The 19,988-nt window shown below is 64.6% G+C and carries 22 protein-coding genes and 1 tRNA gene; 13 read left to right on the top strand and 10 right to left on the bottom strand.

Annotated elements, in window-relative coordinates:
- Entirely contained in the window at window positions 1–1,131 is a 1,131-nt protein-coding gene (locus ACQS5P_RS18885; RefSeq protein WP_428938169.1) for an ABC transporter substrate-binding protein, read from the bottom strand.
- Between the two features lie 132 nt (window positions 1,132–1,263).
- On the opposite strand from ACQS5P_RS18885, the gene ACQS5P_RS18880 reads away from it, so the two are divergent.
- Window positions 1,264–1,428 carry a hypothetical protein gene (locus ACQS5P_RS18880; protein ID WP_428938168.1) on the top strand — a complete coding sequence of 55 codons (165 nt, stop codon included), beginning with the start codon at window positions 1,264–1,266 and terminating at the stop codon, window positions 1,426–1,428.
- A 52-nt stretch (window positions 1,429–1,480) separates the two neighbouring features.
- Here the strand turns inward: ACQS5P_RS18880 and ACQS5P_RS18875 are convergent, their stop codons facing one another.
- The 4 genes from ACQS5P_RS18875 to ACQS5P_RS18860 are packed head-to-tail and all read right to left on the bottom strand — an operon-like array spanning window position 1,481 to window position 4,337.
- On the bottom strand, window positions 1,481–1,876 hold the full coding sequence (locus ACQS5P_RS18875) for a hypothetical protein (protein ID WP_428938167.1): 396 nt from the start codon (window positions 1,874–1,876) through the stop codon (window positions 1,481–1,483).
- 10 nt (window positions 1,877–1,886) lie between these two features.
- Window positions 1,887–3,038 carry a hypothetical protein gene (locus ACQS5P_RS18870; protein ID WP_428937057.1) on the bottom strand — a complete coding sequence of 384 codons (1,152 nt, stop codon included), beginning with the start codon at window positions 3,036–3,038 and terminating at the stop codon, window positions 1,887–1,889.
- Complete coding sequence (locus ACQS5P_RS18865) at window positions 3,019–3,294, bottom strand: hypothetical protein (RefSeq protein WP_428937056.1); 276 nt, start codon at window positions 3,292–3,294, stop codon at window positions 3,019–3,021. The genes ACQS5P_RS18870 and ACQS5P_RS18865 overlap by 20 nt, the downstream gene beginning before the upstream one ends.
- A gap of 38 nt (window positions 3,295–3,332) precedes the next feature.
- A complete protein-coding gene (locus ACQS5P_RS18860) occupies window positions 3,333–4,337 on the bottom strand; it encodes a porin (protein ID WP_428938166.1) in 1,005 nt (334 codons plus the stop codon).
- 348 nt (window positions 4,338–4,685) lie between these two features.
- On the opposite strand from ACQS5P_RS18860, the gene aroF reads away from it, so the two are divergent.
- The 7 genes from aroF to coaBC all read left to right on the top strand — a co-directional run bounded on the left by aroF (window position 4,686) and on the right by coaBC (window position 9,457).
- Entirely contained in the window at window positions 4,686–5,741 is a 1,056-nt protein-coding gene (aroF, locus tag ACQS5P_RS18855) for a 3-deoxy-7-phosphoheptulonate synthase (RefSeq protein WP_428938165.1), read from the top strand.
- Between the two features lie 118 nt (window positions 5,742–5,859).
- On the top strand, window positions 5,860–6,609 hold the full coding sequence (tpiA, locus tag ACQS5P_RS18850; RefSeq protein WP_428938164.1) for a triose-phosphate isomerase: 750 nt from the start codon (window positions 5,860–5,862) through the stop codon (window positions 6,607–6,609).
- 36 nt (window positions 6,610–6,645) lie between these two features.
- The gene (secG, locus tag ACQS5P_RS18845) at window positions 6,646–7,011 is read left to right on the top strand and encodes a preprotein translocase subunit SecG (RefSeq protein ID WP_428938163.1); all 366 of its coding nucleotides are present in this window, start codon (window positions 6,646–6,648) and stop codon (window positions 7,009–7,011) included.
- A gap of 35 nt (window positions 7,012–7,046) precedes the next feature.
- On the top strand, window positions 7,047–7,928 hold the full coding sequence (locus ACQS5P_RS18840; protein WP_428938162.1) for a YicC/YloC family endoribonuclease: 882 nt from the start codon (window positions 7,047–7,049) through the stop codon (window positions 7,926–7,928).
- Window positions 7,929–7,967: 39 nt separating this feature from the next.
- Window positions 7,968–8,561 (top strand): guanylate kinase, encoded by a 594-nt coding sequence (gmk, locus tag ACQS5P_RS18835; RefSeq protein ID WP_428938161.1) that lies wholly within the window; start codon window positions 7,968–7,970, stop codon window positions 8,559–8,561.
- A 7-nt stretch (window positions 8,562–8,568) separates the two neighbouring features.
- The gene (locus tag ACQS5P_RS18830) at window positions 8,569–8,808 is read left to right on the top strand and encodes a DNA-directed RNA polymerase subunit omega (RefSeq protein ID WP_428938160.1); all 240 of its coding nucleotides are present in this window, start codon (window positions 8,569–8,571) and stop codon (window positions 8,806–8,808) included.
- A gap of 49 nt (window positions 8,809–8,857) precedes the next feature.
- Window positions 8,858–9,457, top strand: a complete 600-nt coding sequence (gene coaBC, locus ACQS5P_RS18825; RefSeq protein WP_428938159.1) for a bifunctional phosphopantothenoylcysteine decarboxylase/phosphopantothenate--cysteine ligase CoaBC — start codon at window positions 8,858–8,860, stop codon at window positions 9,455–9,457.
- 44 nt (window positions 9,458–9,501) lie between these two features.
- Here coaBC and ACQS5P_RS18820 read toward each other — a convergent pair whose 3' ends face one another.
- Window positions 9,502–9,738 carry a hypothetical protein gene (locus tag ACQS5P_RS18820; RefSeq protein WP_428938158.1) on the bottom strand — a complete coding sequence of 79 codons (237 nt, stop codon included), beginning with the start codon at window positions 9,736–9,738 and terminating at the stop codon, window positions 9,502–9,504.
- Window positions 9,739–9,810: 72 nt separating this feature from the next.
- Here ACQS5P_RS18820 and folP point away from each other — a divergent pair, with 72 nt between their 5' ends.
- From folP to ACQS5P_RS18800, 4 genes are all read left to right on the top strand, one after another.
- Window positions 9,811–10,650, top strand: a complete 840-nt coding sequence (gene folP, locus ACQS5P_RS18815) for a dihydropteroate synthase (RefSeq protein WP_428938157.1) — start codon at window positions 9,811–9,813, stop codon at window positions 10,648–10,650.
- A 133-nt stretch (window positions 10,651–10,783) separates the two neighbouring features.
- Window positions 10,784–11,617: a diadenylate cyclase CdaA gene (gene cdaA, locus ACQS5P_RS18810; RefSeq protein WP_428938156.1), complete on the top strand. Its 834-nt coding sequence runs from the start codon at window positions 10,784–10,786 to the stop codon at window positions 11,615–11,617.
- On the top strand, window positions 11,614–12,822 hold the full coding sequence (locus tag ACQS5P_RS18805; RefSeq protein WP_428938155.1) for a hypothetical protein: 1,209 nt from the start codon (window positions 11,614–11,616) through the stop codon (window positions 12,820–12,822). Before cdaA ends, ACQS5P_RS18805 begins: the two co-directional genes overlap by 4 nt.
- A gap of 95 nt (window positions 12,823–12,917) precedes the next feature.
- Window positions 12,918–14,204 carry a glutamate-5-semialdehyde dehydrogenase gene (locus ACQS5P_RS18800; protein WP_428938154.1) on the top strand — a complete coding sequence of 429 codons (1,287 nt, stop codon included), beginning with the start codon at window positions 12,918–12,920 and terminating at the stop codon, window positions 14,202–14,204.
- On the opposite strand, the gene ACQS5P_RS18795 is transcribed toward ACQS5P_RS18800, so the two are convergent.
- The 4 genes from ACQS5P_RS18795 to ACQS5P_RS18780 all read right to left on the bottom strand — a co-directional run bounded on the left by ACQS5P_RS18795 (window position 14,176) and on the right by ACQS5P_RS18780 (window position 18,987).
- Window positions 14,176–15,000, bottom strand: coding sequence for a hypothetical protein (locus ACQS5P_RS18795; RefSeq protein WP_428938153.1), 825 nt, complete (start codon window positions 14,998–15,000; stop codon window positions 14,176–14,178). The genes ACQS5P_RS18800 and ACQS5P_RS18795 overlap by 29 nt on opposite strands.
- Before the next feature lie 151 nt (window positions 15,001–15,151).
- Window positions 15,152–17,947, bottom strand: coding sequence for a protein kinase domain-containing protein (locus tag ACQS5P_RS18790; RefSeq protein ID WP_428938152.1), 2,796 nt, complete (start codon window positions 17,945–17,947; stop codon window positions 15,152–15,154).
- Window positions 17,948–18,047: 100 nt separating this feature from the next.
- On the bottom strand, window positions 18,048–18,818 hold the full coding sequence (hisF, locus tag ACQS5P_RS18785; protein ID WP_428938151.1) for an imidazole glycerol phosphate synthase subunit HisF: 771 nt from the start codon (window positions 18,816–18,818) through the stop codon (window positions 18,048–18,050).
- 96 nt (window positions 18,819–18,914) lie between these two features.
- Window positions 18,915–18,987: transfer RNA gene (locus ACQS5P_RS18780), tRNA-His, on the bottom strand.
- A 99-nt stretch (window positions 18,988–19,086) separates the two neighbouring features.
- On the opposite strand from ACQS5P_RS18780, the gene prmC reads away from it, so the two are divergent.
- On the top strand, window positions 19,087–19,983 hold the full coding sequence (gene prmC, locus ACQS5P_RS18775; protein ID WP_428938150.1) for a peptide chain release factor N(5)-glutamine methyltransferase: 897 nt from the start codon (window positions 19,087–19,089) through the stop codon (window positions 19,981–19,983).
- Window positions 19,984–19,988 lie beyond the last annotated feature (5 nt).

Raw genomic sequence — 19,988 nt, 5'->3', positions numbered from 1 at the left:
TCATTCCCACTCGTTCTTGTTGACGACCTTGGCCGTCAGCAGCACGGTCGAGGGAACCTTGATCCCCAGCTTGCGTGCCGCGGCAAGGTTGACGATCGGCGTCCCGCGGATCGTCGGCTCGATGGCAAAATCGGCGGGACGCTTGCCGTTGACCAGGATCTGACGGGCGATCTCGCCGGCACGGTGTCCTTGGGCGTAGCTGGAGATCGCCACCGCGCACAGCAGCCCCTGCGGGACCCGGTTGGTCCAGAAGCTGACGTTCGGAAGCGGAATCTGCTCGTACGTCCAGCGCATGACCGTCTCGATCGGCACACTCTGGCCCTGCGGGTCCTTCAGTGAGTACACGCCCAGCGTCATGATCGCGTCGGCCCGGCCGACGTAGCTGCGCGCCGTCTGCTGGTACTGCTCGTAAGTGTCCACGACGTCCACGCTGATGATCTCCAGGCCCATCTGCGACTCGGACTGGCGGATGCGCTGGATGACCGCCGGCCAGGTCTCGCCCCGGTCGCTGAGCACCGCGATCCGTCGCGCCGTTGGCACGATCGACTTCAGCAGATTCGCCGTCTGCACGATGTGCTCGCGCTCCAGAACGCCGGTCACGTTGCTGCTGCCGGAAAACCCATACACCGACGGATCGGCGTTCACGCCCGAGAAGACGAACGGCAGCGGGCGGTTCAGATAGTCCTTGACCACCGCCGACTGCACGAAGTCGTCGGTCGTGTACACCAGATCAGGCTGCCAGGTATCGATGAGCCGTTTGGCCTCGGCGGTAACTTTGGCCTTCCATTCCGGCGTGGTGTTGCGCTTCACGTCCATCTCGAAGACCTTGTACTCCACGTCCAGGTCGGCCAGCGGCTCTTTGAAGGCCTCGAACTGTCCCATCGTCCATTCGGCCCAGCTCGAGTCGTAGCTCATGATGTGCAGGATCCTGAATTTGCGGTTGAGCGAGGGCTTTGGGGTGGCGACGACGGGAGCCGCGCGTTGCGCCGTGCCCGCGGCAGATGCACCCGGCGTGGCCGATGCGCCGGCGCGCGCCGGCAGGACCGTCTCCCGCGCGCTCCACCACACCACAAGACTCCCCGCCGCCACGATCGACAGCACCGTCATCAACATCCGGTTCCGGGTCTGCATGGAGGTGACTCCTTAAATTGGGAAAGGCATGGGGCCTGTGCGGCCGGCGGGCCTTGGAGCGGCGAGGCTACCCTTCGATTTCGCCGGCACGCCGTGGAAACCTGTGATACAATCTGCCGCGGAGGGCTTCCGATGCGATTCACATTTACCGGTCTGCTTTCGCTGTTGCTGGTCAGCCTGCTGACCGGCGGTTGTGCCGTCACGCCCGGCAAATCTCCGGAGCAGATTCAGTCTTCGTACTCCTCGTCCGGGTATGTCCAGCGCGACTTTGCCGACATGCACCCGGACCTTCCCTGAGCCTGTGCAGCTCAACCGCCCGGCACCGCGCCGGGCGCGCCGCCTGGCTCGGCTAAAACATCAGCGACAGTCCCGTGCGCAAGACCCATTGCGGACCGTCGTCCGATGCCAGCAGGCCCACGAACGTGTTGCCCGCGGGGATCTCGTTGAACAGATACATCACGTCTGTCGTCAGCTTCAGGTTGTGCGCGAAGTAGAACCAGTTCATCCCGAGGGTCACGATATGGAGCTGGTCGTCGATGGCGGCGGCGGTCGGTGAAAAGACCCCGTCCAGCTCGATCAGCTCATACCGTGCAAACAGCTCGGCACGGTTGGGAATGACGAACACCCCGCCCTGCACCATCAGGCCATACTGATCGAAGGCGTCGGCGGCGCCGGCTTCATCGGTATTTCTGCCCACGCCCACCAGCAGCAGGTTCCATCCGAGCGATTTGACGGGTGTGGCCATCTTTTGTGGATCACGCGGCCCGGCGGGATTCACGGTCCCAATAGGCATCCCATTGCCCGCTCTCGCGTAGGGCCAGCAGGTTCATCATCGCCGCCGCATTGTCACGATCCCACTTCATCCCCGGCCGCTTCAGTCGCAGCGTCAGCGTCTTGCACGTGGCCTCGGTCGGACCCGAGCCGATGTCCCAACCTTCGGCCAACGCCTGGGCGTAGTCCAGCATGTCCCGCCGTTGCTCGAGGTAATTCCGCAGCCCGCGCAGGCTCTGCTTCTTGGTCGGCGAACGCGACCGCTTCTCCAGCTCCGCGATCGCCGACAGCATCCCCGTCACGTCCGAACGTTTCGCTTCTGCCAGCCGATCGTGAGCCCAGGACCGGGCCGCCTGACCTTCGCCCAGGCAACAGCGCGCCGTCGCGTGCACATGCTCGGCCAGATGGTAAAAGTCCAGCAGGATCACCTGCAGGAACAATAGCGCCAGGCAGACCTGCCGATAGATCCAGACGGCCCCGTCGAACAGGCAGATCGTCTGATCGGCACGCTCAAAGCCAATCTGTCGGGCGTAGCTGGCCAGCAGCGGGGCGAACTCCTTGCTCAGCTTTTCCGTCGCCAGCACGTGGCGGTGGGTCTTGTCCTGATCGTAGAAGACCGCGATCTTCATCTCCTTGAACCGCTCGTCGCTGCCCGGCTTGGGCGGCGGCAGATCTTTGGCGTTGCCCACGCCCGCCTTGCCACGCTGCTGGCGGCGGGTCACGTGCTGCTGGCGACGCTTGAGCTTCTCGGCCTGCGTGACCGTCGGGGCCATCACCCCGTCCACCCCGCCATAGGCTCGCGTGCGTCCGCTGCCATCGGGCAGCTTGGCCTGATCCGCCGACCAGGCCGCCGGCAACTGCCCCGAGTCCCGCACCTGCCGCACGTGCTGGCCTTCACCTTCGGTAATCTGACGCAGCCGTTCCTTGCTCAGCGACAGCCCGCCCACACGCTTCAGATCTCGGCGGGACTGATCGAAGTCCTGGCCGATTCCCATCAGGCAGCACAGTTGCCTTGCCCCGGGCGTCACGTTCGACTGCTGCACGCCCGCCAACGCGTCGCCGGGACAGCACCCGCCGGCTTGCTTGCCCCAGAAGTATTTGCGCTGCAGACGCACCTCACCGGCGGCGCTGAGCACGTCCAGCCCGCGCTTTCCCTTGTCCTGCGCCAGGGGCGGAGGGGGAAAAAGCGCCGCTGGTTTCGGCGGCGTCCAACTTCGCTTGCAGGATCCGCTCGAAGGCTTGTGCCGTCAGCTTCTGAAACAACTCGCGAACCTGCCATTCGCTGGCCGCGATCCACGACCCGTCCGGCGCTTGTTCCACGGCGTTGATTGCCTGATCCAGAGATTGGTGAAATTGTTCCGTTAGTTCGCGCTTCAGCGATTCGCGATCCATGCGGCCTCCTTGCCGTTAAAGGCGGAGCCGCCTATCTCTTACCTCACCCCACAGAAAATGGCCACACCCGATTTGACCGTCAGGTCCAGGGTGTACTTGACAAAGTCGGGGTTGTCCGACCCGTCGCCGGTCTCGCCGACTTCGTAATCCACCGCGCCCCCGAGCCGCGCGGCAAACGCGCTGTCATTCCAGCCCTGAAAGTCCGCAAACTGCGACCACTGTCCGGCCAGCTTCCACTCGCCGCGGGCCACGATCCCGATGTCGGTCTTGTCCGAGGCGAAGTTCGTCGCGGTCGCATTCGTGCCGTCGTGCACCATCACCGCGATGCGATAGTGCTCCCTGGCGTATTGCCCCTGGACGCCTTCGCTGGTGCCCGCCGTGAACATGCTGTTGAGGAATGATCTCTCGACGGCCTGTTGTCGTCCCGCCGCGGTCAACTCCTCGATCAGGAATGGCGGCTTGAACGTGCCGGCGCGGATTTCGGTGGTCTTGCTGAACTGATATCCTGCGTAGGCGCTGACGATGTTGAACCCGCCGCTGGAGTTATTGAATCCACCGCTGAACTGCCAGAAAACCTGCGGACTGAAGGCGTTGCCCGTCAGGTACAGCTCCGACCGCTGAACCTGAAAGCCCAACTCGTCGTTGTCCTCCGAGCTGGAATCATTGTGATTGTAAATGAATCGCGGCTGAAGCAGGCCGTTCAGCCTGGCCTGAAACTTGTTGTCCTGATCGGCAAGGAAAAAGCCCCCGGCATACCCGACCCGCGCCCCGCCGCTGGTCGCCAGCAGGCTGGAGCGGCGTTGCGCATCGGCCAGGACCTTTTCCACGGCGTCGGCGATGGCGGCGTCGCGGTGCGCGTCGTATTGCTTCTGAGCAGCCCCGGCCGCGTCACGGTAGGCGCGCAGCTCCGATTCCAGGCTTTGCACCCTCGCTTCCAGCCTGGCCATCCGCTGCTCGGGCGTCTCCGGTGCCTGCGCCCAGGTCTGCCCCGCCCCTGCCAAGCTGCTCACCAGCGCCGCCGCCACTGTCAAACGGTTTCCCATGCCTCGCTCCCTGCTGTCCGGCGAAATGCCTGCTCGGCGCGCCCCGCCAACGTCGCCGTGAATCGTGATCGGAGCGAAGCGAGTCCGACTTTACAATCGCAGGCTGATTGAAGCGTTTGTGCGTTCTGTGCGGCCCGTTTCCCGGACCTTGCCGCGCCTGTGCTGCCCATACCGATTGAGTGACGGATGTCGAGCTTCATCCCATAAGGTTCCGCGCGCCCGTGTCTTGCGGGTTGTGCGTGTGCTTGTGAATCCGACGCGTGCGCCTTAGACTACGGGACTGCCGATTTCGGAGCGGTTCGATCGAAATTGGCGATTTCCGCTGGCCTTAGCAGGAGTTGCTGTACCGTGATCATCGTGATGAATCCCGACGCGCCGCGCCAGGCCATCGAACGCGTGGTCAGCGAGATCGAGCGCATGGGCAGCCGGGCGCACCTGTCCCAGGGCAAGTTCCGAACCGTCATCGGCGCCGTCGGCGAGGAAGGACAGCTCGATCAGAACCATCTGGCCTCGCTGGATGGCGTGGAAAAAGTCCTGCCGATCATGGCGCCCTACAAGCTGGCCAGCCGGGAGTTCCACGACGACGACACCGTCGTGGAGGTCGGAGGCGGCAGCGTGCCGGTGGTGCGCGTCGGCGGGACACACGCGGTCTGCATCGCCGGCCCCTGTGCAGTCGAAAATCAGGCGATGCTCAACCGCATTGCGCGCGAGGTGCGCGGCGGCGGAGCCACGATTCTGCGTGGCGGGGCGTTCAAGCCACGAACCTCGCCCTACTCCTTCCAGGGCCACGGCGAAGAGGCGCTGAAGTGGATGCGTGACTGCGGGGATGAATTGGGCATGCCCATCGTCACCGAGGTGATGGACACCCGGCAGGTTGAGCTGATCGAGCGCTACGCCGACATGTTCCAGATCGGCGCCCGCAACATGCAGAACTTCGACCTGCTCCGCGAGGTCGGCAAAACGCGAAAACCAGTGCTGCTGAAGCGCGGTCTGGCCGCCAGCGTCAAGGACTGGCTGCTCAGTGCCGAATACGTGCTCAGCCAGGGCAATCGCGGCGTGATTCTCTGCGAGCGCGGAATCAAGACGTTTGAAGACAGCATCCGCTATTCGCTGGACATCAGCTCGATTCCGGTGGCGCGAAAGCTGACGCACCTGCCGATCATCGTCGATCCCAGCCACGCTGCCGGAAAGCGCGATTACGTTCCGGCGCTGGCGGCGGCGGGACTGGCGGCCGGGGCGCACGGGATCATCGTCGAATGCCATTACTGCCCCGCCGAAGCCCAGTGCGACGGGCCGCAGGCGCTGCTGCCGGAAACGTTTATCGAGATGATGGATCAACTGCGCAGGATCGCCGCAATCGTCGGCAAGGAATTCGAGGAAGCGCGCGAGCCTGCGGCGGCATGAATCTGTGAACCGATAGACCAGAGCCTGACAGGCCGACAGGGTACATGACCAGGCGCAACGTATTTGGCCTGTTCACCCCTTTGTCCGGTCGGCCTGTCATCGATGATGAAGGAATCCAATGTCCAGAACGAAGTTTGTTGCCGGAAACTGGAAGATGAACACGAACCGCGCCTCGGCGATCGAGCTGGCCAGGGCGGTGGCCCGCGGCGCGCCGGCGGGAGTGGAGACCGGCGTGGCGCCGCCGTTCGTCTACCTGGACGCCGTCGGCCAGGCCATTGCAGGTTCCAGCCTGCTGCTGGGCGCCCAGGACGTGTATTTCGAGAAAAACGGCGCCTTTACCGGTGAAATATCCGTCGAAATGCTTAAAGACCTGGGCGTGCATTTCGTGCTCACCGGGCACAGCGAACGGCGGCATATCATTGGTGAGTCGCCGGAGCTGGTGGCCAAAAAAGCGGCGGCGGTTTACGCCGCGGGGCTGACGCTGATCCATTGCGTCGGCGAGAAGATCGAGCAGCGCGACGCCGGGCAGACCTTCGCCGTCGTCCAGGCGCAGCTCGAGGAGATCAACCCCGCCAGCACGGACGATCCCCGGCGGCTGGTGATTGCCTACGAGCCGGTGTGGGCGATCGGCACCGGACGCAATGCCACCGAAGCGCAGGCTCAGGAGGTCCACGGCTTCATCCGCGGCTTCATCGCCCGGCGATGGAACAAAGACTTTGCCGATCGGGTTCGGATCCAGTACGGCGGCAGCATGAAGCCGGAGAACGCCAGGGGCCTGCTCAGCCAGCCGGATGTGGACGGCGGGCTGGTCGGCGGCGCATCCCTGAAGGCCGACAGCTTCCTGGCGATCGTGAACGCGGCGAAGTAGCGCGGGCTTCAGGCCCATGCAACGTTCGGAGTTGCCATGCTCGACTTTTTTTTCTACGTCACGATGGTGCTGTTCATCATCGTCTGCACGTTTCTGATGTTGCTGGTGTTGATTCAGAAGGGACGGGGCGGCGGGCTTTCCAGCGCGTTCGGCGGCGCGGGGGGCAACACCGCCTTCGGCTCCAAGACCGGCGACGTGCTCACCTGGGCGACCAGCGTGGTCTTCGGGATCTTTCTGCTGCTGGCGATGGGGTTGAACCTGCTGGCCAACGCGCGCAGTGCCCCGCGGCTGCCACCGGGCGCCGCCACCCCCGCCGCCCAGACGCCTTTGATCCCCGATGATGTGACGTCGCCCTCCACTGCGGCGCCGTCAACGTCCCCGGCGGCGACGACGCAACCCTGATGGCTCGATGAGGCTGCACGCGAGGACCCTGGCGCATGATCACGAGCATGACCGGCTTCGGTGACGCCGCCGCAGAACGAAACGGAACCCACTACTCCGTCGAGATTCGTTCGCTGAACAACCGCTTCTTCAAGCCGGTGATCAAGCTGCCGGAGAACGTTCAGGGGCTGGAACCGGAGATCGAAACCATCCTGCGTGAGCGGCTGGTGCGCGGGTCGATCACCTATATCCTCAAGATGCGGCTGGACAGCGCCGAGGCGGCGTATCATATCAACACCAAGGCGCTGGAGGCCTACCTTCAGCAGCTTCAGCAGATCAGGGGACTGAACGGGATGGTGCAGATCGATCTGGCCAGCCTGCTCCAGCTCCCCGGGGTCTGTCAAGAGCCGCGCGACGAGAGTGACGAGATCGCGCGACACGGGGATGTGATCCGTCAGCTCACGGCGCAGGCGATTGACAAGCTGGAAGCCATGCGCCGCCGCGAGGGGCAATCGCTGTTCGAGGACCTGATGCGGCATACGAAGCTGATCGCCGATAACTTATCGGAGATCGCCAAACGCGCGCCATCGGTCATCGAGGATTACCACAAACGCCTCAGCCAGCGCGTGAACCTGCTGTTGAGCAAGGCGGAGTTGAAAGTCGATGAGGTTGAGCTGATCAAGGAAGTGGCGGTTTTTGCCGAGCGAGCCGATATTTGCGAGGAAATCCAGCGGCTGAGGCACCATCTGGAGGCCTTCGAGCACGCCTGCCGGTTTGGAGAACATGCCGGGCGAAAACTGGATTTCATCACGCAGGAGATGCTGCGCGAGGCGAACACGATCGCCAGCAAAGCCAACGACGCCCAGATCGCGCGGCATATTGTCGAGATCAAGGGCGCGATCGATCGGTTGAAGGAACAGGTGCAGAATGTGGAGTGAGCGATGACCTGTGCGGGTCATTGAATATTGGCGATACAGATGAGCGGCTATTCACCACAGCGTGGGCTTCTGATTGTCCTGGTTGGCCCATCCGGCGTGGGCAAGAGCACGATTTCGCGCCGACTGGCCGAGCGGATGCACCTGAAGTACATCGCCAGCGCCACCACACGCCCGCGCAGCGAAAAGGACGATCAGGGCAAGACGTACGAGTACCTGGACGAGGCGACGTTTTTCCGCCGTCTCGAGGCGGGCGAATTCCTGGAATATGCCTCTGTCTGGGATCACTATTATGGAACGCCCAAGCATCCGACGCTGGATTATCTGGCCAACGGCGAGGATGTGCTGCTGGAGATCGACGTTCAGGGGGCGCTACAGGTGCGGTTCCAGTACCCTGATGCATTGATGATCTTCGTCATGCCGCCGGACCAGGCCAGCCTGCTTCAGCGGCTGCGCGAGCGTGGCCGCGAAACGCCGGAGCAGATGGAAAAACGCTTCCGCGGCGCCAAGCGCGAGATCTGGATGGCCAAGGGCAGCCGTGCATTCGACGACATGGTGATCAACGACGATGTGGATCGGGCGGTGGAGGAGATCGCCCGCCTGATCCGACACAAGAAGAGTCCCGCAGGCTTCTGAGCAAACTATGATTCAGGCACTGAAGAGCGACGAGATCGTGAACAAGGTTGGTGGTCGGTTCAAGCTGACGGCACTGATCCAGAAGCGGATGCTGGAGCTGATGGAAGGCGCCCGTCCGCTGGTGGAACGCAAGCCCAACATGACCGACCTGGAGGTGGTCATCCAGGAAATCCTCCAGGACAAGATCGCCATCGATTACGAAGCCAGCGGTCTGGTCCCGCCGGAGCAGCTTTCCAAGACGCGATGAGGCGGCAGCCACAAGGCGTGATACGGTCATCGCGGATTTCGTTGATCGCATGTCACAGCAGAGCACCAACCCGGCGCTGGCGGGGCGCGAGATCATCGTCGCGGTCTGCGGCGGAATCTCGGCATACAAGACGGCGGAGGTCGTCTCCCGGCTGGTTCAGCAGGGCGCGGGTGTGACGGTGGTAATGAGCCAGGCGGCACAGCGCTTCGTCGCCCCGCTCACGTTCCAGGCGCTTTCCGGCCGGCCCGTGCGCACCAGCACATTCGACCTGCCCGATTCGTCCGACCCCCAGCACATCGGGCTGACCGAGCAGGCCGACCTCATGCTGGTCGCGCCGGCGACGGCGGACATGATCGCCAGGGTCGCCCACGGGCTGTGCGACGATCTGGTGAGCCTGATGATCAACGCCGCCGCCTGCCCGGTCATCTTCGCGCCCGCGATGAACAACCGCATGTGGGAAAATCCGATCACGAAGGAGAACGTCGCCAAACTCCAGAAGCATGGCTACCGCTTCATCGGCCCGGAAGAAGGCTGGCTGGCGTGCCGCAACGTCGGCCCGGGGCGGATGTCCGAGCCGGCGACGATCGTCGAGCAGATCGCTCGCCTGCTCGCCGTGCTGCCCGCGCGGCCTGATCGGGCCTCGAGCTGAATCTGAGCCGCATGGAGTTGGGTGAACTTCGCCCGATGCCGCAATCAGAGGGGATAGGTACGCAGCGGTTCGTCCGGGGATTCCGCCGCCCAGTAACGCGGGCCGGGGATCTCGGCGGTGCGCGTATCCCGCGGATCCTGCCAGATTCGTGGTTCGGGGCCGAAGTACGGCAGGCCGCGGTCAAGCTCGGCCTTGTACGCGGCCAGCGTCCACAGTCCGCCGACGATCATGATCGCCAGCCCGGGCAGAACGACCTTCCGCAAGTCCTGAACCAGGTTCATAACGGCGTCTCCGGCAAGCCCCCCATGGTATACAATCGAAGTAAGGCGGCAAATGATTTCTCGAAATCGCGCATGAACCGCAAGGAATTTGATGCCTGGCTGCTGAACCCCGACCGCCGGCCGCTGGTTATGGGCGTGCTGAATGTCACGCCGGACAGTTTCAGCGACGGCGGGCAATACACCAGCGTCGAATCCGCCGTCGCCCACGCCGAGCAGATGGCCGCCGAGGGCGCCGACCTGATCGACATCGGCGGGGAATCGACGCGTCCGGGTTCCGATCCGGTGGATGAGCCGGAGCAGATCCGCCGAGTCGTGCCGGTTCTTCAGGCGCTGTCCGGCAAAGACCTGCCGGTGGTGTACAGCATCGACACGACACGATCGGCGGTGGCGGAGGCGGCGCTGGACGCCGGCGCCTACATCATCAACGACATCTCCGCCGGCAGCGACGATCCGCAGATGCTGCCGCTGGCGGCGCGTCGCCGCTCGCCGGTGATCTTGATGCACATGCTGGGACGTCCGAAAACCATGCAGGTCAACCCGACCTACCAGGACGTAACCGCCGAAGTATCCGGCTACCTCAACGAGCGGATCATCGCCGCGGGCATCTGTGGCATCGAGCCGGAGAAGATCCTGATTGACCCGGGGATCGGCTTCGGCAAGACCGTCGAGCACAACCTGGAGCTGCTGCGGCGGCTCCAGGAGCTGACCGTGCTTGGCCGGCCCGTGGTCGTGGGCACCAGCCGCAAGAGCTTCATCGGGCGAATCACCGGCGAAAGCGAGCCATCGCGGCGGCTGTTCGGGACGGCGGCGACGGTTGCGTGGTGCGTGGCCAACGGAGCGGCCATCGTGCGTGTCCATGATGTCGGACCGATGGTCCAGGTCGTGAAAATGATTCGCGCGATCCTCGAATAGCCGATCTGTGTTCAAGACGGCCATCGGCGGGTATTTCTAACGTGCCGGCGGGCATTGCCGCCCTGGCGGCGATGGTCGGCAAGGCATTTTGGCGATATAGTTCGCCGGGCGGTGGCATCGCCGCGGGCTTCGGATGTTTGAACAGTTTCCCAACCTCAGCAGTCTGCTTCGTGCCTGGAGCGCATACGCGTGGTGGCAGATTCTCATCGAGCTGCTGATCATCGGCGCGGTGGTGTACTGGGTCATGCGGTTTCTGCGCGGCACCCGCGGCGCGCGGCTGCTGCGCGGTATCGCCCTGGTGCTGATCGGGCTTTACCTGGTCGTGCGATTGCTGGCCTCGACGCTGGAGCTGTATCGCCTGGAGTTTCTGTTCCGACAGTTCCTGGGCATCGCCTCGATCGCCGTCATCGTCGTTTTCCAGCCCGAGCTGCGCCGCGCGCTGATGCGGCTGGGCGAAACACGCCTGTTCCGCGGATGGTCCAACCAGCTCAATGAGGAGATCGAGCAACTGGTGATGGCCGCCACCTTCTGCTCCAAGCGGAAAATCGGCGCCCTGATCGCGATCGAGCGTGAAGTAGGGCTGGGTGGTATCGCGGAAACCGGCACGCGCATCAACGCCGATCTGTCCGCCGCCCTGCTGAACACCATTTTCTGGCCGAACTCTCCGCTGCACGATCTGGGCGTGATCATCAGCCAGGGCAAGATCGCCTACGCGGGAGTGCAATTTCCGCTGGCCGAGGAAGGAACCCTTGAGCGTGAGCTTGGCAGTCGGCACCGTGCAGCGGTGGGGCTGTCGAATGAGTCGGACGCGGTGGTGCTGGTGGTTTCCGAAGAGACCGGGGATGTTTCGATCGCCGAACGCGGCGTGCTGATGCGAAAGCTCACTCCCGAGGCGCTGCGCGGAATGCTCAGCGAGCTGCTGGGCGTGCAGGAAAAGAAGGTCCCTCAGATCCGGGAGGCGGCATGACCCTTGGCCCGGATGGTCCGCGAAGCACGATCAGGCCATCGCCTGCGGCACTGCCCGGCGATCCCCGCCGACGCGCCCGCGAGTGGCTGGCGAGGCAGCTTCACGGCTGGCAGCGCTGGACCCAGCGCAGCCTCACCCGCGAGAACTTCATCGCCGGGCTCAAAACCCTCAGTTGGCTGGCGCCGCTGACGCTGATCATCTGGATCTACGCCGAGCGCGAGCAGATCGACCGGATAGACCAGCAGCAGATTCCCGTTCAGGTCATCAGCACGATCACGGATCGCTACGTGGAGCTGAGGCGGATGGTGGATACCAGCGTCATCGCCGACCTGAGCGGACCCAAGGGCAGGCTCGAGGAGATCCGCCAGAAAGTTATGCTGCGCAATGGCACGCCGTCGGTGGTGATCACGATCGACGACGCCAATCTGTCTCCGGGGCAGATTCATGAACTGGATACCGCGGCACTGCTGGCCTCGACTCGCGTGTTCGCCGGCAGCGGCGTGACGATCGGCAAGTGCAGTCCAGCCAGGCTGCCGGTGTTCGTGGACGTGTACGTCGAGCGGAGCCTGGACGTGCAGCCGCCGCCGGACGTGACAAACCTGGTCGGCACGCCGATCTTCGAGCCTTCGCGCGTGACAGTGCGGGCGCCGCGTCACGTCATCGAGGAAATCGAAAAGCAGCAGCCCGGTGGATTGACGGTGGTGGCCGACCTGTCGCAGTCGGGGGTGCTGGATGATCCCGGCTCGCACACCATCGACAAGGTGCCGGTGCGGTTGTCGCTGCCACGGGCTCAGCTCGTCGCCCTGGCGGGTCCGGCGGCCGACAGCATCAGCTTCATGCCGGCCACCGTGAAGGCCACCATCCAGGTTCGCGACGCCGATGTACGCTGGGTCTATCCGGTGATCAATGTCTACATCGGAATGCAGCAGAACCTTCAGGCCGCGTACAAGGTCGAGTGTGCTCCGACGGTTCCGAACGTGCCGATCATCGGCCCGCCAGAGCAGATCCAGTTCCTCCAGCAGGAGGATTCGCCCAAACCCAAGGCATGGCTGGAGGTATCCCGTGCGGACCTTCCCGCCGGCGAGCCGCGCAGCGGGCGGCTGCGATTCGAGTTCCCCCGCGGCGCCGAAGATGTCCGCGTTGATCCCGAGTTTGCCGCCAGGCCGTTCGACTACAAGCTGGTGGAGCTTCCGGCGGAGCGGTAGCTGGCACTGGTGAGCGGAATGGAGCCGGACCACTGCAAGCTCGGGATAAACCGCGAACTCGCGATAGGCCCGAAGTAAATGGCGATTGAGACACGATGAGCCAACAGGAACTTGTGGATTACGTTCAGACACTGGCTATCAGGGCCCGGCGTGCAGCCTCACGACTGGGCAGCACCAATGGCGCCACCCGCGCGCAGGCATTGCGGCGAATCGCCGACGCCATCCGCAAACATCGGCAGGCCCTGCTCGACGCCAACCAGCAGGACATCGCCGCGGCACAGGCCGCCAAGCTCGCTCCGGCACTGATCGAACGCCTGAAACTCAACGACCGCCGCATCGAGTCGATGGCCAGCGGCGTCGAGCAGATCGCGGCGCAGGTTGATCCGGTTGGACAGACGATCGAAGGCTACTTCCGTCCTAACGGGCTGCGGATCGAGAAACGACGCGTCCCCATCGGCGTGGTGCTGTTCTTCTACGAGTCGCGACCAAACGTTACTTCCGACGCCGCGGCGCTGTGCCTCAAAAGCGGCAACGCGATCATCCTGCGTGGCGGAAAAGAGGCGCTGCACTCCAACCGCGCCATTGTCCAGCTCATCCGCAACGCGCTGATCAGCGAGCCGGCCTTGGCGGAGCTGGCCGACGCCGTGCAGTTCATCGACAATCCCGACCGCGCCCTGGTCCCCATCATCCTCAAGCTCGAGCACTACATCGACCTGGTGATTCCCCGCGGCGGGGAAAGCCTTATCCGCGCCGTCGTGGCCGAATCCACCATCCCGGTGCTCAAGCATTTCACCGGCAACTGCCACATCTATGTCGATGCCGGCGCCGATGCCATCGAGCACAAAGTCCGCGAAGTGTGCGTCAACGCCAAGACCAGCTATCCCGGCGGCGCGGTCTGCAACGCCGTGGAACACATCCTGTTCCACCGGGACGTGGCCGAATCGCTGCTGCCGAAGGTGTGCTCCGACCTGGCAGCCAGGGGGGTGGAAATCCGAGCGGATGAACGCGCCCGCAAGCTGTATCCCGCCGCCAAAGCCGCTGAACCGGCGGATTGGGATACCGAATATCTCGCGCTCATCGTCGGGGTGAAGGTGGTCGATTCGCTTGACGAGGCGATCGAGCACATCAACACGCACGGCAGTCACCACACCGACGCCATCCTCAGCGCGTCCATCGCGTCGATCAACCGCTTCGTGACCGAAGTCGATTCCGCCAGCGTGATGGTGAACGCCTCGACGCGTTTTGCCGACGGCGGAGAGTACGGGCTGGGCGCCGAGATCGGCATCAGTACCGACAAGCTTCACGCCCGCGGACCGATGGGGGCGGCGGACTTGACCACCTACAAGTGGATTGTCACCGGCGACGGGCACGTGCGGGAATGAGCGCCAGCAACAGCCCCAGCACCGCGGCACTGCCCGGCTCAGGAAGCTGAAGGCGGGTCTGGAAATCGGCGATCGGCACCGTCAGCTCGCTGTAGGCGCCTGTGGCCTGATCCTGCTGAACCACGACGGCGTGCGCGTTGACAATCTCCAGCGTGACGAATCGGTCCGCAGGCCCGGCAAGCGGCTGGATATCCAGCATGAAGTAGGTCGCCGGTCCGCTCAGCCCGTTGCCGGTGATGCCGCGGAGCAGGCGATTGACATCCCCGCCGCCCGCTTCCGGATCGGTCGGCCCGCCTCGGACGATGCCCGCAATCCTGCCAAAACCGTAAATCGATCCGTCCTGGAAGAACTGCCCCACGTCATCGCCCAGCGGATCATTCGGGCCGGCAAAGTAGTCATATTGGTCGCGATAAGGCCAGACCAGTCCCTGCCATGGTCCTTCCGGGTCGGTGGGCGGCGGGAAGGTGTAGCCAAGCGGCAAGCCGGAGCCCCACGCCTCCGCCGCCGTCAACTGACGCTTGCGAACCAGCAACGCATCGCTGAATTCGCCGTCTCGGATGATGATGTCGGCCATCACCTGCTTGATCGCGATGGCATTGAAAGGCGCTCTGCCGCCGGGGGGCAAAATCCCGGTGGCGTCGGCGATGACCGCCTGGGCGCGCACCCCTTCCTTGAATTCCACCGTCGAGGTCACGGTGATCACCCCGCGCGCGCTGCCCGCCAGCGCAATCAGCGCCAGAACAAACGCGATGCTGCGTGCTGCTGATCCCGCTTGCGTTCCCGAGCGACTGGGCACGTGACTTCCCTCCGGTAAAACGGCAGTGTAATCCGGCGGGCATTATACCCCGATACACTGATTGCCAATGAGGAATCTTGGCAAAAGTGTCGAAACGGACCGAGCGAGCAGTTTGCCCGGGGCTGATTTTGATGCACAGCGGATCGACCGGTCACGGCTGAGTCGCGGCCGGGTGGATCAGAGCCTGGCGCTGCCCGCGCCATCGCGCAGCCTGCTCCATTTTGCCCCATTTCTCATACAGGTTGGCCAATCGCCCCGCCGCCTCGATTCGCAACCGCTTGCCCAGCACCGAACCGCCCTGTAGACCCTTGAACGCATCCAACAGCAGTGGCTCGGCCTGCTGGAACTGCCCCGCCGCGGTGTACGCGCCGCCCAGGATGCTGGTGGTGTTCCACGTCAGACTATGATCGCGCCCGAACACGCGGGTGCGGATTTCCAACGCCCGGCCAGCCAGTTCGATCGCTTCGCTGGCGGCGGCGTTGTCGGGGGCGGCTTCAGGACGGCTGCTGGCCACACGGCTGAGCGCATCGGCCAGTTGCGACATCTCGCCTGCCACATCCGGATGATCTTCCGGCTGAAGCTGCCGACGGACTTCCAGAGCCTTGCGGAACAGCTCGACGGCGCGATCCAGTTGTCCCCGGTCCCGCGCGATGCACGCCTGGAGATCCAAACCCTGCGCCACCGCCAGGCTCTTTTCCCCATCCACCTCCACGGCCAGTTCCAGCGCCTTTGCCTGAAGCTGTTCGGCTTCATCCAGGGCCGATGGATCCGGCGAGGCGGCGCTGCTACCTCGCAGCCACAGTGTTCTGGCCAGCTTCGAGAGGCTCAGAACCGTCATGCGGTTTTTCTCATCCACGAGGCTGCGAGCCAGAGACAGCGCCTCGCGGCGGCTCTGCTCGGCGGCGGACAGGTCGTCGTCGGCCTCCTGCATGTTGGCCAGGTTGCTCAGGCTGTTCCAGACATCGACGCTGGCGCGCGTACCCCAGCGTTTGCGGCGCATCTGAAGCGCCTGCTGCGCCAGCTCGATCGCCTGTCGATTGTCGCCCAGGCGGTGCAGGCTCGTGGCCAGGTTGGTCATGCCGTCGGCCAGCCGCGGTGTGTCGTTCGGATTCTTCTGGTAGATGGCCAGCGCCTGGCGGTGCAGGTTCTGTGCCTGGCGGTACTGCCCGCGCGCGTCGGCCAGAAGCGCCAGGTGGGCCAGCACGTCGCCGATGCGCACGTCGTCCGGCGGCAGCGATCCGCGCAGCACCGACAAAGCGGAATCCAGGGACTGCTGGGCTTCGTCGATGCGCCCGGTGTCGAGCTGCACGGCTCCCAGACCCGCCAGCGCCACCGCCGCCTCGGCGCTGTTGATGCCACCGGCGGCGCGCTCCAGCTCCAGCGCCCGTCGCCACTCGCGTTCGGCGGCGGCAAACTGGCTGAGGGAACGATACGTCTCGGCCAGCGTCGCCCGGACCGCCGACTCGATGCGGGGCTGATCCTTCAGCGCCCCGGCGTCGAGCTGCGACACGGCACCATCGAGCAATTCGCGCACCGTCACGTCGCGCCGCTCCCCGGCCATCGGGCTGGCGTTGGACAGCAGCGATGTCGTGAAGCGGTTGATCTGCCACAGCCGCCTGGCCTCGGTATTGGCTCGGGCGTATTCCCGGCGGTACATGTCGGCGTTGCGTGCGGCGCGGACGAAGCCGATCGTGGACAGCACCGCCCCCACCAGCACCGCCAGCAGCACCACCGCCGCCGCCGTCACCTTCACGCGGTTGCGCATCACGAACTTGCGGGCGCGGTAGATGGCCGACTCCGGCCCGGCGACCAGCGGCCGGCCCGACAGGTGATTGCGGATATCCTCCGCCAGCGCCATCGGCGTGGCGTAGCGCTGTTCCCGCTCCTTGCGCATCGCCTTGAGCGGGATCCACTCCAGCTCCCGGCGGAGTTGATGCTCCAGCTCCTCGACCCGCGTGTGACGGTGCCTGGCCACCTCTACCGATTTGCCCCCCAGCGAGCGCAGCCTCTGGCTGGGCTTGGGCGGATCGACCTCGCGGATGATCCGCTGGATCTCGTTGTATCCCTTGCTTCGCAGGTCCCGAGGCTCGAAAGGCAGCGCGCCGGTCAGCAATTCGTACAGCACCACCCCCAGCGAGTACACGTCGCTGCGCGTGTCGATGTCCAGCGCGCCCATCTCCGCCTGCTCGGGGCTCATGTATTCCGGCGTGCCCAGCACCTGACCGTGCTCGGTGAAGATCGTCTTGTCGGTCAACACGTGGTTGACCGCCTTGGCCACGCCGAAGTCGATCACCTTTACCGTTGGCGATCCGGTCACCAGGGTCACCAGGATATTGCTGGGTTTGATGTCGCGATGAATGATCCCCTTGGTGTGCGCGTGCTGAACCGCCTCGCAGACGGAAATGAACAGCTCCAGCCGCTGGCGGATGTTCAGGTTCTGGCGGTCGCAGTAGTCGGTGATGGCTTCGCCAGCGACGTACTCCATGACGAAGTACGGCCTGCCGTCGGGCGCTGTGCCGGCATCCAGCACCTTGGCGATGTTGGGATGATCCATGATCGCCAGCGCCTGCCGCTCCTGCTCGAATCGCCCGATGACCACCCGCGAGTCCATGCCCGGCTTGATGATTTTCAGGGCGACTCGGCGGCGGACGGGGTGCTGCTGGTCGGCCACCCAGACGGTGCCGAATCCGCCTTCGCCAATCATCTCCAGGAGCTTGTACGGGCCGATCTGCTGAAACGGCGCCGCTTGCGTGCCGCCGGGGCCGGCGCCCGAGCCGCGTACCTGACCGGGCTGCGAGCCGTCCGGCGCCGGCACAGCCAGCCCAACCCCCCCGGCCCCCGCCACCGCGCCGCCGACCGCCCCGGCGGCATCGGCGGCGGCCGGATCCAACGTCTCCAACACTGGCTTGGCCCGCTCGGCGGAACCGGACTGGTGTGGTTGCAGCATGGCAGCGACCTCGTGATGCGCGACGCGACTGGACGGACCGGTCAAACCCGGCATCTTACCAGATTCCCACGCACCCGCGCCTGCCCTGTCCAGGGCATCGTCACAGCAGCCGTACCGGCACGCCGTTTCTCGCCAGATACTGCTTGACCTCCCCAACCGAGTATTGCCGGAAGTGGAAAATGCTGGCCGCCAGCGCTGCGTCGGCGCGGCCCTGCGTAAGCACCTGGAGCATATGCTGAGGCGAACCGGCCCCGCCGCTGGCGACAACCGGAATATGCACCGCGTCGCTCACCGCCGCCGTCATCTCCACGTCGTAGCCTTCGCGGGTTCCGTCGGCGTTCATGACGTTCAGCACGATCTCCCCTGCGCCCAGCGCCTGCGCCTGGCGGACCCAGTCCATGACCTTGATGCCCGTGTTGACGCGCCCGCCGTTGATGTAGACTTCCCAATATTCCATGCCGTCGCGCCAGACGCGATTGGCGTCCAGTCCCAGCACCGCCGCCTGCGAACCGAACTTCCGTGCAATCTCCGTGATGAGTTTGGGACTCTTCACCGCAGCCGAGTTGACGCTGACCTTCTCCGCCCCCGCCTGGATCAGCCGCGTCGCATCGTCGAGGGTTCGGATCCCCCCGCCGACGCAAAGCGGCATGAAGCATTGTTCGACGACCTTGACGACCAGGTCGGCCATGATCTGGCGCCCCTCATGGCTGGCGGTAATGTCATAGAAGACCAGCTCGTCAGCCCCGTCCTCCTGGTAGCGCCTGGCCTGTTCGACCGGGTCGCCCGCATCGACATGGTTGAAGAACTTGTATCCCTTGACCACCCGTCCACGATCCACATCCAGGCAGGGGATGATTCGCTTGGTGAGCATGAGAACAAGGCCGAAAGCAGAATGCAAAGGGCAGAAGAACGAAGACGCAGGCCTGTTCAGGCTCCGTGTCCTCACTCCTCTGCCCGCAAGCTTAAGGGTGATCGACGGGATTCGAACCCGCGACATCCAGGACCACAACCTGGCGCTCTACCAACTGAGCTACGATCACCGGCAGTTCCTGATGAAATACTTTTGCCCATCAGCCGGGCAATGTCAACTCCCCGCGGTTGTCACGCCCGCAGGCGGTTTCTACAATCGCGCCAAGGCGATGTCGCAAGCGGGCACGGCACAGACATGGACGGTTCGGCGACTTCTGGAGTGGACCAGCGCCTTTTTCGCGCGAAAGCAGGTGGATCCGCCCAGGCTTTCGGCGGAGATGCTTCTGGCCCACGTGCTGGATGTGCCGCGGATCAAGCTCTATACCGACTACGAGCGGGTTCTGGATGAGCCGGCATTGGCCCGATTCCGCGAGCTGGTCCGCCGCGCCGCCGAGCAGGAACCGATCGAATACCTCACCGGTAAGGCGCACTTTTTCAACCTGGAATTCTGTGTTACCGCCGACGTGCTGATCCCGCGCCCGGACACCGAAACGCTGGTCGAGCACGTGCTTCAGCTTGCCCGCCGAACCGCCGGCTTCGAGACCCCGCGAGTGCTGGACCTGTGCACCGGCAGCGGCTGCATCGCCGCCGCCATCGCCCATCACCACAAACACGCCACGGTCGTGGCCACCGACATCAGTGCCGCAGCCCTGGCGGTGGCGCAGCAGAACATCCAGCGGCTCGGGCTGTCGGATCGGGTCCTGCTTCTCCAGGGGGATCTGTTCGAGCCGCTCGCCGGGCATGTCGATCAGGAACCGTTTGATCTGATCGTCTCCAACCCGCCCTACATCGCCAGCGACAAGATCCCCACTTTAGACCGCAGCGTTCGCGACTATGAGCCGATGATCGCGCTGGACGCCGGGCCGGATGGCATCAGCTTTCACCGCCGTATCCTTGGCGGCGCCGGCTCCCGGCTGCGCCCGGGCGGACGAGTGTTCCTCGAGATCGCCTTCGACCAGGGCGAAGCGGCGCTGGCGATGGCGGGCGAGCACCCCGACTTCACCGACGTGCGAATCCTCAAGGACCACGCCGGCAACGACCGCGTCCTGACCGCCACGCGAAAGTAGCTCGG

The sequence above is a fragment of the Fontivita pretiosa genome (genome assembly GCF_050410795.1).
GTDB classification, from domain to species: domain Bacteria; phylum Planctomycetota; class Phycisphaerae; order Tepidisphaerales; family Tepidisphaeraceae; genus Fontivita; species Fontivita pretiosa.
This window is presented reverse-complemented; position numbering and strand designations above follow the sequence as displayed.